Below are 14,740 nucleotides of genomic sequence, written 5' to 3'. Positions count from 1 at the left end.
ATGAATCGTGTTTTCCTTCTATTACTTTTGTTATTGTTTGACGCTTCTCCTCTCATGGCAGCCACTCTGCCATCGAACACTTCCACTTCTTCTGATACTAATCCTTTTTCGATATTATTTGGGAATAATACTTCTGTTATTTCCCAGATCCAAGCGACTCTGCCGACGGGGATTTCTGTTGTCAGTGGAGTTTTGGGACTTCCCAATCCCAGTACCTATTTAAGCCAAATTTTGACCCTATTGGAGTCAACACAGAAGCAAACAACTTTTTCTAATAACAATACAAATGGGAGTTTTGCATCTAATCTTGAAAATTTAGATGATTCCCAAGACAGTCTCATCTACGATATTGTCTATGATGGCAATATAATTTACAATGTGGATGAAAATGGTAACTATACAGAAACAGTCGTTCCTCCTTATTCTCTGGAAAATAGTTATTTTCGCAACGGAATCTCCGAAATAGCGAGTAATAGTGGACTGGAGCTTGGGGTCAGCGAAACCAGCCAGCAAAAGATTTTAGATGAACTGATCAAAGCTTCTAATAATGAAAACAGTAGTAATGCGGCTTCAAATCAATCTGGGAACCTGGCCGACGAATCCAATCAAGTTTCCTCCAATATAGAGCTTCTGGCTAATTCGGTTGACGGTTTGGCAACGGATTCAATAGCATTGGCCGATCAAAGCCAGCTTACTGATACCAGTTTTCAGATCTTGAGAAATATTTCGGGGCAAATAGCCCTAGAAGCGGGTCAAAATAGCCAAATATCTCAGCAATTCCATCAAATTGGTCAAATATTGGCCAAGCAAACCGAGCAAAATAGAGAGAACAGTAAACAGATGGTGGCTCAACAGCAAGTGGCGACTCAATTGCTGCAAACCAGTAAGCAGGAGCAGATCCTTCAAGCTCTACAAACTACCACTCAAGCTCAACAGTTAAAGTCGTCAACCGAACAAAATACGAGAGAAAATCGGGAAAAGCAGGCTGCGTTAAATACGGCCAGTTCGGTATCGGGAATTTTGATGATTCCGGGAACTCAACAATAGCGAGGGTTTTTATGTATCTATTGGCAAATACATTCGGATATGAACAGTCAACCGGACTCCTAAACGTTTCAGATTCTGTTATGAAGGCTAACGCTCAATCTTGGGACTCACTTTGGAATGATGCGGTTTCTACTAATTCGGGTTTATGGCAGGGGTTGATCCAGATAGGAACGTTATTAGCCGCCATTGGGATCGTTTATTCGGTTGTTAAATTTAAGCAAGATTTGTTGCGGGGAAATGGAGAGTACGATTGGAGCAAGATTATCGAGTTTATTGTGCCTGTGTTATTTGTTGCAGTTTTTACTGTGGGCAATGGAAATTTGCTGGCTTACTCCGTCAAAATGACTCGAACGGTGGTTTATTATGAAATCGGACAATTGTATGATGTTCAGATTAATGGATTAAATATTAAAACAGCCATCGAAGCGATACAGAATAGTCAATTTAGCAATACAAAAGTCAAAGAACTGTTCGCAGAATGCAAATCTTATCAAGGAGAAGAATTGCAAAAGTGCATTACTGACCCCGATCGATTAACGGCTTTGGAAGAATTAGCCAATGGCAACAAAAATACTTTAAATGGTAATTTAGCCAATTTAATTTGTAACATGACTATTTGTTCGGTTGTTAGTGGAGGTGCGTCTATTCTCGATGGAATTAAAGAAGGATTAAATCCGAATCAAATAATGACTAATTTATTTTCTTCGCAGTTTATTAGCATTGCTCAAGGCATTCTCACCGCCTTACAGTGGGCGGTGTCGAACGGACTAGAACTGGCCTTGCTGTTTACAGGTTTACTAGCCCCAGTTGCCTTGGGATTATCCCTGTTCCCTCTGGCGGGAAATTTTTTCTGGGTTTGGTTATCCGGGTTTTTCGCTATTATCGGAACCAATCTCGGCTATGCCATATTAACTGGATTGATGGCGATCACAATTTATTCTATCTCCAGCATTAATGGCAATAGTGGAATTCCTGAGCTATTGTCCGATATCGGGTTTCTTTTATTTGCCTCGATCGTTTCCCCGCTTATCGCCGCTTCTGCCGCCACATTCGGCGGAATTTCTCTGTACAACGGCATTTCACGGGCGGCCAGCGATGCTATGTCGGCGGCAACAAATACCGTCGTTTCCGTTGCCAGAATTTTTGTCGTGTGAGGTGGCAATGATTCAAGAAATTCAAATTCAAGAAATTAAACAACAGGAAAACCGGGCTGCCTCTAGTTTTATTTTTTTGGCGATCGCTTTGTGCCTCTCGGTTTTGGTTAATTTGGGTTTAGTTTGGGCACTAATAGCAGCCAATAGCAAAAAGACTACCTTCGTGCAGTTGCAGGATGGTTCGGCGGCAATCATTGCCGAACAGGATGCCAACTACAGAGAAGCAACCGTCATTCAAAATACCACCAAACAATTTCTGACTCTCCTGTGGGAATGGAGCAACAAACTCCCCGGCTCAACTGAACCCGATAGCGGTTTTGAGTTCGTAACCGGGAGTAAGAAGAATAAAATTCCCTCATCGGTCTATTATGCTTCTGGTTTAGTCTCTGGCAACCTCGCCAATGCCTTGATCGAGAAAATCGTCGACAAAGTTCCACAAGGTGTATTCTCGGGCCAGGCTGAAAGTGATATTTATATTGAGTGGATGTCATCACCGAGAAAAACCGGTGAAAACTTATACGAAATTGATGTAATCGCTACGGTTACGGTCAGACAGCCCGGTCAATTAGATGAACATACCCGACTAACCAAAACCTTCGTTTGGAAAGCCGTCGATCCCTATTTCCCTCTAACAGGAGACAAAAACCCTTCACCTATAAGACATTTACTGATGAGTCTGAGGGCAAGCGGCTTATTGTTAGTTGATGCGAAAGAGTTTAATCCTAATAATTGAGGAGCATTATGAGTTATTTTTCAAGTATTGAAATTGAAGAAGAGAAGGATTTAGAAGCCAATATTTCCCCCGATTCAGAAGAAAACACTTTAACTCCCTTGGAACAAGAAAAAATCTTAAATGAGCTATCAGACCCAATATCTATTGTTTCTTCCCACCCCGAAGAACTCGATTTATCTTCTATAGAAGAAGATTCTAGCTCTACTAAAAATCCTTGGTTGAGAATTGTTATTCTAACTCTTATATCGGGTTTGGGGGTCGGATTTATTATTTTAATTTTGATGTTATTTAATGGTAGTAAACCGTTGAATCAGTCCGCATCGACCTCTTCCCAACAGGAGAAGGTCGACCCCGTGGCCGAAGCCCAACAACAAGCCGAACAACGACAGGCTAGACTAATTCTCCTAGGAGAAAAAGTCGGCGGGACGGTGCCGGTTCAAGATGCTTCAGGGGAGCCTTCGACCATTGTTAAAGCTAAATCCACCGCCCATAGCTCTCAACGTCCCGTTAGTACCACTTCCCCTCCCCCTCCTCGAGTTAGCGAGACTCCTCCTCCGCCGACTTATCGTTCGGTTCGGACGGTTTCTACTCCCCCGCCTCGAGTTAGCGAGACCGTTTTTTCTCCATCTTCTAGTTATCGTCCGCTCACCTATAATCCGCCGCCTTCCTCTGTTCGACAAAACGTCTCGCCGCACAATTCAAAAAAACCAGAAGACCCCACAGCCAGCCGAGAAACTCTCTCCAAAAGGGGTTGGAGCGGCTTTGCCGAGAACAATCAGAACCAGTCAAATCAAATACTGGCTCAATCTCCTCAACCGGATGAATCTCTAGGAGCCACATTGGACGATATTCCTGTTATCCGGCTAGGAGAACCCGATAATGGTGAAATTACGTGGCAATATTACGCTCACCAAAAAAGTCCCACTGCTCTTAAAAGTAATTCTAAGCTAATTGCTGCCGGTACTGAGGGAAGTGGCGAGCTAGTTCCCCCTAAAGCGGCACTAAAAGATAGCAATTTTAATAATTTTAATACATCCCCTACGGTTTACCCCGTTGGCACTCAATTAGTGGGTCAGTTGGAGATGCCGATTGTGGTTTTTGAAGGTAGTAACGTTCCTTTTACGATTAAATTGACTCAAAATCTGACAGGAAATAATGGAAGGATCGTTTTAGCAAAAGGAACGATCTTGACGGCCCAAGTTACGGGGGTGGCTTCTAATGGGTTAATGAGTGCCAATGTTACCAGTATTTCCTATATCAAAAATGGGAAACCCGTTACTCAGCCGATTCCGTCGAATTACTTGCTGGTTTTGAGCAAATCGGGTCAACCCCTGCAAGCTAAGGTGGTCGATCCTCGCAACGGGGAAATAGCACGGCAGGATTTAATCTTGGGGATTTTAGGGGCTGCCGATCGAGGGTTTGAAATTATCAATCAGCCCAAAACCCAAACTCAAATCGTTCAGTCTGGCTACGGCTTTAGTTCTAGCTCTTCTTCAAGTAGCCGCGACAATAACGTACCCGCCGGGCTCGCCCAAGGGTTTTTTGGAACGCTCAAAGACCGGTGGGAAAATCGCTTACAACAAAGTAGCTCGACTAACGTCAATAATAAGCCGGTTTTTGTCGTTCGTGCCAAAACCGAAGTCCGTATTTTCTTAAACGCTGTACTGGAGATCAATTAATGCTAAAATTACTTTCTTTAGTCATTGCTTTAGCGATTGCAAGACCTGCGTTGGCCTTTGAAGTTCCTGCCAATCAACTGCGATCGGGTTCTACGACAATAAGGGTCGCTCCAGGACAAGCAACAGCCATCAATTTTGAGAACGGTGAAGTTATTGACCATTTTATAATCAGCGACGATAGCCGCTTGGTCTATAACACTGATAAGGAACCCGGACAGGCGCAGACATTAATTTTGCGGGAGATTAAACCTCTGATTGTACAGGGGGCAACCTTTACGTCGGGTCCCAATGTCTTGATCAATACGCAATCGCCCGATGGAACCCGCAACCTCTACCAATTTCAGGTTCAGTTTGTTCGTGTGGTCGCCCCGTCGGAACGAGTGATCCGAGTCGTTGCGCCAAGTTATTCTCCAGCGCAGCAGTTTCTGCAAACCGCACTCGGTACTGCCACTTTAGATGATGTTCAAGAAGGCTTGGTTCATATCTTGAAAACTGGGCAAGCGTCTCCAGACGATCCGAAAATTCAATCGATTCAATCGTGTCTTGAACTCGCCCGTCAGATGCCCCTTGAGCGAGCCGCCAAACAAAGTAATGTGTCTTGGGATTCCCTAGTGCGTCTGGGCGAAATAGGTCTTCAAATTAAATCCGAGTCTTCATTATGAACGCTTTCCTCGATAACCCCGTAGCGATGTTTGCCGTTGGGGTCGGTTTTTTTGTGTTATTAATGTTCTGGGGTGACGGATGGGGCAACAAGAAACGCCGGCTCACAATTGCGGCTTGGGCCAACCCGAAAGTCATCCGCCGGGCTAGGAGAATAGGCTTGAATCAGTTAAAAAAGCCTTCCCCTAAGCGAGTCTGTCTTTATATAGGTAATCCCCCTGAGCTTAATCCAAGTTTTTTTAGTTCTTTTTTTGGGCGTAAATTGCCTCTATTAGTGCCCTCGTGTAATCCTTTAATTGAAGTGGTGGGAAAATCAGGTAGTGGTAAAACTTATTCGGTGATCAATCCCTTATTGTTGTCCGCCATAGACCAGGGGTTGCCCATCCTGCTCTACGATGTTAAGGCTGACAGTAGGGGACTTGATGGGCAGATGTCTTTTCTGGCAACTTATGCTAAATCTAAGGGATATGATGTTAATATCTTCGCCCCAGGACGTGATTACAGTTGTACGATTAATCCTTTGGACTTCATGAGCGATCATAATGATAAAGCGATGGCCAGCACGATCGCTAAAGTCTTTCAAGAGAATCTTAGAGGTGGGGATGGGGGTGGCAAAAAAGACGGGTTTTTCGGACCTGCCGGGGAGCGGCTCGTTACTGCCCTAATCCAATTTGCTAAGTACACCGAAACCCTTGGATCAAAAGATACTGCCGATCTGGCCATGGCTTTTCAGTTTCTGTGTCTTCCCGATTTACCCAAGCGTCTCAAACGGGCTAAAGAAGACAATAATCCCAATTTTCCTGAATGGGTTAGGGTTCCTTTTGAGCAATTAATGGCCGTCGCGGATGCAGCACCGACCAGTGGGGGGATTTTAGGGCAAGCTACCGATTTATTAGAGGAATTCATTGAGAGTAATTTAATGCGGAGTTATATTGGCAAAACCAATGTTAACCTTAAATTGGGTTCCAAGCAGATGCTGATATTCCAAAGTGATACTCAGCGTCAAGTGGTCGTTAATCCACTATTAGCGGCGGTAATTACCATCCTAATCGATTATAATTTTGCTGAAAAACGCGAAGATCCTTTAATTTGCTGTTTTGATGAATTCCCGACCATTATTTTGAATAAACTTCCCGACTGGGCTAACCGGCTGCGGTCTAAAGGATTGGTGCTAATCCTGGGCTATCAAGAGTTCAATCAATTAGAGAAGGGTTATGGGCGAGAAAATGCTAATATCATCCGCAGCCCGGCCAATCATCGGTTCTGGTTTAACCCTGGTACTGAAAATACCGCCAAGGGATTATCCGATTATTTGGGGCAAACCGAAGTCATCCTCAAAAATAATTCTCGTAGTCGTAATTTTGGCACTTCTGGAGGTTCGAAGAGTATCAGTGAGCAGATCACGCAAATTCCTTTGATGAGTGCTGATGAAATTAATTCGATGGTGCAGGGAGAGTGCATCTATATCGGTGCTGAGTATGTCGAAAAACTGCGTGACCCTAGAGATAAGAAACTAAAGGAGAGAATTAGACCCTATCATTTGCCTAAAATTCCCTTAGCATCAAACTATGAAGATTTAGAAAAAAAATGTGAAAAATTCTATAAAGAGAAAGTTTATCCTTGGCTTATCAACCGAGTGAAACAAGTCGAGTGGGATTTAATTGAAGAGATTCAGAAAAGACGAAATTTAGCCGAAAGCTTACTTCCTTATTCTTCAGGAGAAGACAAAGGAAATAATTTAGTTGATTTTAATTTTTAATTATGTTCATTCCGTCTGAAGCTCAAGAAAATATAGAGAATTTATCCTTATTTTTCATGCCCGCTCCTAATTTAAGGATCTATCAAAATAATCAATTAATGTATGGTTATAGGGCAGGTTCATTAACCAATAATTTTGAGGAGAGAAGTTTTTTTGATTTACTCGAAGCCCTTGAAACTGCGTCTCCAACCTGGGAGATTACCGGAGGGGGCAGTCTCCTTTATCCATCGGTAGATTCATCCTATCAGTTAGCGGCTTCTCCATTTCGCCTGGGATTAGGGGTTAAGCGTGGGGAATTATCCCTTGGACAAGCTCTTTGCGGTTACTGGCATCTTCAAGGTATCTTGCCTCGAGTGGAAGTTGCTCCTGAATTGATGCTTATTAAAGAAGAATTAGAAACTCTTTGCGTCGAGTCGGAGCTTATCGAGTTAAAATCTCAATCCTCAGAAGTTGAACCCGATGTGACTCCAACTCCCGCGCCCTCTCTCGATCCCTCCTCAAGAAGGGTTTCGCCCCTTCAAACGTCAGATCCGATATGGCAACAGCGAGAATGGATCGAGGCTATAATCCGAGAGCAGTCCATGAAGCGATATTTGGCCTTAAAGAACGGCAAAATGATTCTGGCTATTGGGGGAGATATTTTGGAATTTAAATACGAATCTGAACGATGGCAATATGATTCGGGATATTTAAGCCCCGAATCTTTAATTTTTATTCAACAGATTGGGGAACTGAACGAGTTCCGCACTAACAGTAAAGGACAAGTTATCGACCCCAACCAATCTAGTTCTGAAAGCTCGGTGTTAGAATTTTATTAAATAAAAATTTAAGGGCAATTTATTTTAAAAGTTTAAGTTAAAATCCGTTTAATACTTTAGGAGTTCTGTAAAAATGTCAAGCTCAATTATCGATATTGAAGGCACTTTATCTCAATTAAAAATCTTAGAACCCAACATTAACTTAGAGCCAGAAATTGAAAAATATTTACGAGAGAACGAGAAAGTTCTGAGTGAGCTTGTCTCATACCTTAAAGTTCCTCTTGAGCAAAAACTTCCTGACGAGATTAAACTATTTTATAATGGAATACTTCAAACCCATTTAACTTATCAGCCTGATTATTTTCGTTATTATGTTAACCATGTGCCGAACCCGAAAATCGCACATGAAGACATTATTACTCAGATGTATTTATTTAATGGCGTGTTAGCTTTATTTGGCATTGAAGACAAAGTTGTTGTCCAACGCTATTCTACGGAATTAGAAGCTAAGATTTCTGCTTATTTGTCAACCCAAAAAACTTAAGTTATAGATTCCCAGAAAAGAGCTGGGAGTTTCTTCAGCTAATTTAAATCTTTTTTGTCTAATTCGAGTGATAAGCCAATAGTTCAAAAAAAAGTTTTTTTTTACCGACATGACTCCAGAAAATAATACACAACAACCAATTATAGTTACCTTAAGCCAAGAAACTATAGAACAATGGAGAGACGGGAATTCTCGGGGAAACGTTACTTTAAATACTAACAAAAGAGGAAATTATCTGGTTAGTCCCTCACCCGAAGGTGGATTTATCTTAGAAATTGCTCCTAATGCTCGCTTCGACGAACATAGTGCAAAAGCCTTGTCCTTATTATTTAATTTACCAAAAGAAAAAGAATTTTCACCCGCTCAGTTAACCCAAGCTAATCCGGCTAAAGTTATCAACAATAACGGAACTTGGACGTTAGTCGAAAAAGGAAATTTGAGCGAAAAAGACTTAGTTAACACCACTCAAACCCAACAATCGCCGGTCTCTAAATCGCAAGATATCTCTTTTGCTGAGATAACTAACTCAAATACTCCTTCTAAGAATGTTACACAAGTACCCGTAAACAGTTCTGCACCTTTAAATAAGGAAACAGTATCTACTGAAGAACAAGTTACCGACCCACCGACAGCAGAAGAAAAACCCGTCTCCTCTGCGAATGCAAATACAAAACAAATAGATCTCGCTCCTGATGATGCTTCTGTCGATGAGATTATACGGGAACTCCCTCCTCTTCAGGAGGCGCAGCACCAATCCGTCAGTTACACTTACGATGCTCACACCCAAAAGTTACACTTACAAACACCATCAGAGATTAAAGTTTATGAAAATATTAGCCCTGATGATTTTAGAACTATTCTTTATCAACCTGAGTTGATCTTTCATTTTAAAGAATTTTCAACTCAACCTTTACCCAAATCGCTAATCGCAGACGTTCAAGATTTTATGATCGATCTGCGATCACTACCAGCTTCTTTAGCTGAAGAGAACTCATCGGCTGCCACTAAGCTAAAAAATTCATTAGCTAAAGAAATTGATGAGTATACCCAAGATGCCGTATCTAAAACTCAAGATTGGCTTCAAACTTTTAAAAAGGCATTATCTAAAACTGTCGAACACAGTAAGAACTGGTTAGCCGCTTTAAAATCCGCTTTTTCTGAGCCAAACGTTCAGCAAAAAACTCAGCAATTTAAAGATAATATTTCCACTAAAACTGTTCAATTGGGGAACTGGATCGCTTCTCGTCCAGAGGCGATTGCTACTAACAACTTGATGAAAACCCTTTACGATAAATTTAACGCGGCTCAGAGAACTTGGGGAGACGATCAATTTTCTCTAGGTGATTATCAGTTAAAAGCCGTTGATAAAAATACTTTTGTTTTATCGGACTTAGATACAGAGCGTACCCTTGTTGCGTTTAAAGTCTCACCTGGTAAGGTTGGCCAACAACTCAAGTTAATGGGTAAAGATAATACTCTAGATTCAGCACACTTTCTTAAACAAATTCGAGATTCTAATATAGTTCCCTCCGAGCAAGCCAAACAAGCCAGAGATGCTTTAATTAATAACATTGAGCGTCGCGTAAGCCAATTAAAGCCGGGGACTAACGCTAATGGGTTGACGGTGAGATCCCTTCGTGGCGCGGAGCTACAGCTACCCGATCGTACCGATAAATTTCTTCATAACAGGCAGGGACAGTCCGTTTCTGCTACGACTATAGAAAGCTTCTCAAAAGATCAATTAGAGGCTCTCTCAAACCAATTGGATGTGGCTTACCGTAGTCAGCAAACCCAAGAAGTTGCTCCTATTTTGGCGAAAATTCTCAAAAACGTCAACAATTTCAACTATTCAAACAAAAATTATACCCTCAATTATAACCCCGACCAAAAACGATTGACTTTTGAATCTAAAAGCGGCGAAAAGTTTGTCGCTCAATCACTTGGTAATGGCAAATGGAAATATATTGAAGGAGATTTGTCGGATACTACCTTTAATGCTATTACAACTACTGTTAAAGACAAGGTAGAAAAATGGGAAAAGACGAAGCAAGAAGAGTTCAATAAAGCTAAAATTCTGGCTACACTCGCTTGAACTTGGCAGTAGATGCCGGTTGACATTGTTCAGTAAACATCTTCTATAAACTTTTTCAAAGTTTTTGTAAAAATGAATGTCGCTCAACGCCAAGAGGCAGAAAACTCCTCAGCTAGTTATGCTAACTTTAAAGATTTCCCTGGCTTTATGCAGATCAGCAACAATCAGGAAAAAGCTTTATATTTAAAAGACCAAGAAAAACTTATTTTGTTTAGTGGAGGACAGCAACGGGACTATCAGATCAATTTCTCTCAAATGCAGACCTTTTTAGAACAAAAAAATTTTCGTCCTTTTAAAGATATCCTTGAAGAAATTGTCGAAAAAGATTATCAACAACTGCCAATTTTCCTGCAAATTAACAACAATCAAGAGAAAGTTCTGTATTTAAAAGAAGAACAAAAATTAACTTTATTTAGTGGAGGTCAGCAGCAAGACATAAAGGTCGATTTTTTCCAATTTCAACAATTTCTCAAGCAAAAGGATTCCCGTCCTTTTAAGGATATTATTGATGAGATAATAGATCAAACGACACAACAGCAGGTGCAATCGCTACCGGCATCGTTAGCCCTTCAACAAGCGGCTGCTCCGCCCAAATTGAATGACCCATTCGCTCAGAGTATCCATCAATACCACCAGAAAGCCGTTGAAAAAACTCAAAACTGGGCGCAATCTCTTGTTAGCAGGGCAAAAAATGGTTTAATGGCTTTAAGAGAGGCTTTGTTTATCCAAGAATCTTATATTGAATCGGACCCAAAAAAAGCGGCTCTCGTCAATAATATCGAACAGCGAATAGGGCAGTTGCCGGTGGGGACAAAAGTCGGACAGTGGACAGTTCGCTCTTCTAACAAAGAGAAGTTTCTGGATAATTGGCAGGGGCAGGAAGTTTCACGCCATACGATGTCTTCTTTGGGAACTCAACAGTTGAGTTCCCTTTCCGATAAATTAGATAGTGCTTATCGGCAAAAACAGACGATGGATATCGCGCCGGTTCTGGGACAATTACTCAAAGCCGCCGAAAAACCGGAATTCCGCACAAAATCCTATTCGGTCAATTATAATCCCCAAGAGAAATTACTCACCTTTGAACATTCCAACGGTGATAAGTTAGTGGCCCTTTCTCTTGGCAACGGTAAGTGGCAGCACGTGGACGGAGAATTATCTCCCGCAATGGCTGCCAAAATTTCCGTCGATTTAAAACACAATCTTGAGCGGTTCGTGCAGCGAAAACAAGATTTACAACAAAACAATGATATTTCTCAATAAATTTTTTTAAAACTCATGATTAACTTAAAATACCGGTTTCCATTGGCAATTTTACTCTGGGGTAGTTTATGCGCCGCATCCGCCTCAGTAAAAGTTAACGATCCCTCTTGTGGGGAAATGGCTAATTTCCATTTCGCCTGTTTCGGACCGATCGAGTTGTCTGGAGGAGGGCAATATGGAGGGTTTGAGCGATCCTGGCAAGCCGGAGAGCCTATTGGTGAAATTTTGACGTTGGGAGACTTAGAAAATTTCGGCGTGGGAAAGTTTCGCTTATCTGACATGATCACCAAGGGAGGTGGCAATTTTAATTCTATCTCTATCGGGCAATTTCCCCTCATCGCCTCGCAGAAGCTTAAAGATTTAGTGCCTCTGCTGGGTTTAAACAATATGCCTGCCTCACAATTTCCGGGCTTGGAATCAATGCCAAAAGACATGACCCTATCTCAAGCACTAGAACAAAATCTATTATTGGGAGATTCCCCGCTAACCTCTCTCAATATTGGCGGTAAACCTTTAAGTGCTATTCCGGGACTCTATAATCTCTCGCTTTCTAGTTTACCTGGCTGGAATAATCAAAAACTGGCACAAGTGCCTTTTTTTGAATCTATTCCTCTTTCAAAAATGCCAATTCCTTTAATTACGAATAATACGGGCATTTTTCGTATAGATGCCCTACGAAATCAAGAAGGTCCACAGCAGCGCACTATTAGTGGTTCAGATCTACAGGGATGGAATGTTGCCTGCTCGGGGAACTGCGATTATGTTGAGCTTGATGACCCCGAAAACATAGGCTCATCGGTCAGCCTCCCCCCTGAAGGGGTTCGTTGGATTTCTGGAAAAAAACAGAACGTAGAAGGGGGTTCTGGATGCTTGCGGTGGGCGAATGGAGGCAAAGAACCCACAGGACGCTTGCCTTTTGGGAGTGGTTTTAAGGTTGCTCTTTGGGACATCTCCCCGGCTTCTGGGAAGGTTACATCCAAATATTTTGTCAGAGCCTGTAATATTTGTGGTTGTACCCCTTATTTTATCGGTCCTTTTCCGGGACCCGTTTATAAAGAAAATGAGGATATTTTTGCCGGATTTGAGGGATTAAGTTCGATTGAAGCGGGCATAAGCTCCATTCAACCTTTAAAGTCGCCAAGTACCCAACAAAAACAAGTCTTCAATTCAGGTAATACTGGGAGTGCCGCTATAGCCTCCGCTAATTCAAGGACTGATACTGATTTGAATAATAATTCTATGTCGTCCTCTAGCATTCAACAAGTAGCTCCTTCAATTCAACCTCAAAATAATTCAATAGCCCTTAGCTGGTCGGTTCAACGGTTTGCTAACGCGCTTGGTAGCGTCGATTACGCTGCGGTTTCCCCTTATTTATGTCGTGATGAGGTTTGCGGCTATCGCATCGGCATGTATCAGATGTGGAATCAAAGCCGCATGGCTCAAGTTCCTCCTCAGTTGACTCAAAGCGAGGTTACGCAGGGTCAAATTCAAAAATATTTTCCCAAAAATTTTCAAGAAAAAGCATTTCAAGCTTATCTTGAACGATTGGACACGGCTACAGCCGCAGAAATCGACCCTTTTACTAAAGCTCCTTTTAGTGGTGAGCGAGAGGTACAACGTATTGCTCAAATGTATTATGGAGGGGAAGGAGCAAAAATTGATGCTGATATTCCTATTTTGGGTCAAGGCTCATTGTTGCAACATTCAAGAAATTTTCTTGAGCTTTATCGAAGGAGGGCTTGATTAAACAGTGTTTCTACCACCAAATTTTATTGGGTAGAAAGGGAGCATCCCATTGAAAGCACTTTAACCATTTTATGGTCGCCAAAACCCTTGCCTATCGTCACTTTGAGCTATGCACTTACAAAAATGGGATGCTTTCGGTAGAAACCCTACTTACGGAGTTTTTTAGATGAGCAAAACTCAATTTATTTTTTTTATTGTGACTTTTTTAATGCTAATTTTAGGTCTAGATCCAGCAATTAGCTTAGTCTCAAATTTTCAGGCCAACTTATCACCATTTGGGGCATTCGCTCAATTAATCCTTTTTGTTTGTAGCGGCTTGTCCGTATATTTAATTATTATCAAGCTCTGGGGAGGATGGCAAGCTTATTTTCCCAAGCGACCTTACCCTTTAAAACTTGATTTTTCTCTCCTTTTACTCTGGCTGATCTATTTAGGAATTTTGTCTTTTTTTAGTCTTCCTCTCAACTCGCTCAAAATTTTTCATCTAGCGGCTGTTTCACTTCTTTTCTTGGGAATTCCTTTTGGGGTAATTTTTTCCACCTATTCTCTAATTCTAAGTTCTCAATTACAATCTAAAAAATGAGGCTTCAATTTATTTAAAATCTTTTTGAGCTTCAGATCATAAGCTCGATGATTTTTTGGCGCGGGAAATTGGAAATTTTCATTAATGGGATAAGCGATGTTTAAATTCTTGTACTCGGTTGAAGTTAAGCAGTTTTTAATGATTTCCCTGAATTGAGCATAAAAGATTTTTTCGTCAGAAGATAATTGAGGTTGTAAAATACAATCCCCTAAAGCGGGTTCTTGTTCCCAGGAGAAACTGTGCCGCCTTTGAATTTCCAATTCGGCTTTTAAAATTGTAGGTTTGTTCCATCTTAGGCTTTCTTGCGTTTCCCGCAAGCTTGGCATTCTTCCGTATTGCTTCTGCCAGTTTTGATAAAAAACCCGCAATCTCTGAGCTTTACTTTTTTTATCGAGCAACATGACTTTCTGTCTCTGAACGGCTTGAATATACCTGAAAATTCTGTTTCTGACCGACTTGACGATGAAACTTTTAAGACTCCCTTGAGATGGTTCGTATTTAACTCTTATATTGAAAATTACCAGAAAGCATTCTTGCCATAAATCTTCTACTTCAAGAGAGTTTTTACGGGAAAAACTCTCAACAATATTTGTTAAACTTTTATTTATTTCGCTGATAATTTTTTGTTTTTCTATTTCATTTTCAAAAGTTAACGAAGGATAGGTTTGTAAAATTTGTTCAAGATTATTCTTGGTTCTCATAGCAAATACTCTCAAAGATAG

General features: G+C 41.3%; 13 protein-coding genes. 12 read left to right on the top strand and 1 reads right to left on the bottom strand.

Annotated elements, in window-relative coordinates; genetic code table 11:
• The 12 genes from CYAN7822_RS30710 (at position 1) to CYAN7822_RS30655 (ending at position 14,018) form a co-directional block, all read left to right on the top strand.
• Positions 1–1,047 carry a hypothetical protein gene (locus CYAN7822_RS30710; RefSeq protein WP_013334831.1) on the top strand — a complete coding sequence of 349 codons (1,047 nt, stop codon included), beginning with the start codon at positions 1–3 and terminating at the stop codon, positions 1,045–1,047.
• An 11-nt stretch (positions 1,048–1,058) separates the two neighbouring features.
• Positions 1,059–2,201 carry a hypothetical protein gene (locus CYAN7822_RS30705; RefSeq protein ID WP_013334830.1) on the top strand — a complete coding sequence of 381 codons (1,143 nt, stop codon included), beginning with the start codon at positions 1,059–1,061 and terminating at the stop codon, positions 2,199–2,201.
• 7 nt (positions 2,202–2,208) lie between these two features.
• Positions 2,209–2,934 (top strand): hypothetical protein, encoded by a 726-nt coding sequence (locus CYAN7822_RS30700; protein ID WP_013334829.1) that lies wholly within the window; start codon positions 2,209–2,211, stop codon positions 2,932–2,934.
• Between the two features lie 8 nt (positions 2,935–2,942).
• The gene (locus CYAN7822_RS30695) at positions 2,943–4,613 is read left to right on the top strand and encodes a hypothetical protein (protein ID WP_013334828.1); all 1,671 of its coding nucleotides are present in this window, start codon (positions 2,943–2,945) and stop codon (positions 4,611–4,613) included.
• Positions 4,613–5,275, top strand: coding sequence for a hypothetical protein (locus CYAN7822_RS30690; protein ID WP_013334827.1), 663 nt, complete (start codon positions 4,613–4,615; stop codon positions 5,273–5,275). Before CYAN7822_RS30695 ends, CYAN7822_RS30690 begins: the two co-directional genes overlap by 1 nt.
• Positions 5,272–7,032, top strand: a complete 1,761-nt coding sequence (locus tag CYAN7822_RS30685; protein WP_013334826.1) for a type IV secretory system conjugative DNA transfer family protein — start codon at positions 5,272–5,274, stop codon at positions 7,030–7,032. Before CYAN7822_RS30690 ends, CYAN7822_RS30685 begins: the two co-directional genes overlap by 4 nt.
• Before the next feature lie 2 nt (positions 7,033–7,034).
• Positions 7,035–7,850, top strand: coding sequence for a hypothetical protein (locus CYAN7822_RS30680; RefSeq protein WP_013334825.1), 816 nt, complete (start codon positions 7,035–7,037; stop codon positions 7,848–7,850).
• A gap of 73 nt (positions 7,851–7,923) precedes the next feature.
• Positions 7,924–8,334, top strand: a complete 411-nt coding sequence (locus tag CYAN7822_RS30675) for a hypothetical protein (RefSeq protein ID WP_013334824.1) — start codon at positions 7,924–7,926, stop codon at positions 8,332–8,334.
• 109 nt (positions 8,335–8,443) lie between these two features.
• On the top strand, positions 8,444–10,426 hold the full coding sequence (locus CYAN7822_RS30670) for a hypothetical protein (protein WP_013334823.1): 1,983 nt from the start codon (positions 8,444–8,446) through the stop codon (positions 10,424–10,426).
• Between the two features lie 72 nt (positions 10,427–10,498).
• On the top strand, positions 10,499–11,689 hold the full coding sequence (locus CYAN7822_RS30665; protein ID WP_013334822.1) for a hypothetical protein: 1,191 nt from the start codon (positions 10,499–10,501) through the stop codon (positions 11,687–11,689).
• Between the two features lie 15 nt (positions 11,690–11,704).
• The gene (locus CYAN7822_RS30660) at positions 11,705–13,432 is read left to right on the top strand and encodes a hypothetical protein (RefSeq protein WP_013334821.1); all 1,728 of its coding nucleotides are present in this window, start codon (positions 11,705–11,707) and stop codon (positions 13,430–13,432) included.
• A gap of 169 nt (positions 13,433–13,601) precedes the next feature.
• Positions 13,602–14,018 carry a hypothetical protein gene (locus CYAN7822_RS30655; RefSeq protein ID WP_013334820.1) on the top strand — a complete coding sequence of 139 codons (417 nt, stop codon included), beginning with the start codon at positions 13,602–13,604 and terminating at the stop codon, positions 14,016–14,018.
• Here the strand turns inward: CYAN7822_RS30655 and CYAN7822_RS30650 are convergent.
• Entirely contained in the window at positions 13,997–14,719 is a 723-nt protein-coding gene (locus CYAN7822_RS30650) for a sigma factor (RefSeq protein WP_013334819.1), read from the bottom strand. The two genes, CYAN7822_RS30655 and CYAN7822_RS30650, sit on opposite strands and share 22 nt — an antisense overlap.
• Positions 14,720–14,740: the final 21 nt, after the last annotated feature.

The sequence above is a fragment of the Gloeothece verrucosa PCC 7822 genome (genome assembly GCF_000147335.1).
Classification (GTDB): Bacteria; Cyanobacteriota; Cyanobacteriia; order Cyanobacteriales; family Microcystaceae; genus Gloeothece; species Gloeothece verrucosa.
This window is presented reverse-complemented; position numbering and strand designations above follow the sequence as displayed.

Excerpts from the sequence above, each read along its gene's own strand:
- CYAN7822_RS30665 (WP_013334822.1), top strand. The coding sequence starts at position 10,499 with ATGAATGTCGCTCAACGCCAAGAGGCAGAAAACTCCTCAGCTAGTTAT.
- CYAN7822_RS30680 (WP_013334825.1), top strand. The coding sequence starts at position 7,035 with ATGTTCATTCCGTCTGAAGCTCAAGAAAATATAGAGAATTTATCCTTA.
- CYAN7822_RS30655 (WP_013334820.1), top strand. The coding sequence starts at position 13,602 with ATGAGCAAAACTCAATTTATTTTTTTTATTGTGACTTTTTTAATGCTA.
- CYAN7822_RS30650 (WP_013334819.1), bottom strand. The coding sequence starts at position 14,719 with ATGAGAACCAAGAATAATCTTGAACAAATTTTACAAACCTATCCTTCG.
- CYAN7822_RS30690 (WP_013334827.1), top strand. The coding sequence starts at position 4,613 with ATGCTAAAATTACTTTCTTTAGTCATTGCTTTAGCGATTGCAAGACCT.
- CYAN7822_RS30700 (WP_013334829.1), top strand. The coding sequence starts at position 2,209 with ATGATTCAAGAAATTCAAATTCAAGAAATTAAACAACAGGAAAACCGG.
- CYAN7822_RS30660 (WP_013334821.1), top strand. The coding sequence starts at position 11,705 with ATGATTAACTTAAAATACCGGTTTCCATTGGCAATTTTACTCTGGGGT.
- CYAN7822_RS30685 (WP_013334826.1), top strand. The coding sequence starts at position 5,272 with ATGAACGCTTTCCTCGATAACCCCGTAGCGATGTTTGCCGTTGGGGTC.
- CYAN7822_RS30705 (WP_013334830.1), top strand. The coding sequence starts at position 1,059 with ATGTATCTATTGGCAAATACATTCGGATATGAACAGTCAACCGGACTC.
- CYAN7822_RS30675 (WP_013334824.1), top strand. The coding sequence starts at position 7,924 with ATGTCAAGCTCAATTATCGATATTGAAGGCACTTTATCTCAATTAAAA.
- CYAN7822_RS30695 (WP_013334828.1), top strand. The coding sequence starts at position 2,943 with ATGAGTTATTTTTCAAGTATTGAAATTGAAGAAGAGAAGGATTTAGAA.
- CYAN7822_RS30670 (WP_013334823.1), top strand. The coding sequence starts at position 8,444 with ATGACTCCAGAAAATAATACACAACAACCAATTATAGTTACCTTAAGC.
- CYAN7822_RS30710 (WP_013334831.1), top strand. The coding sequence starts at position 1 with ATGAATCGTGTTTTCCTTCTATTACTTTTGTTATTGTTTGACGCTTCT.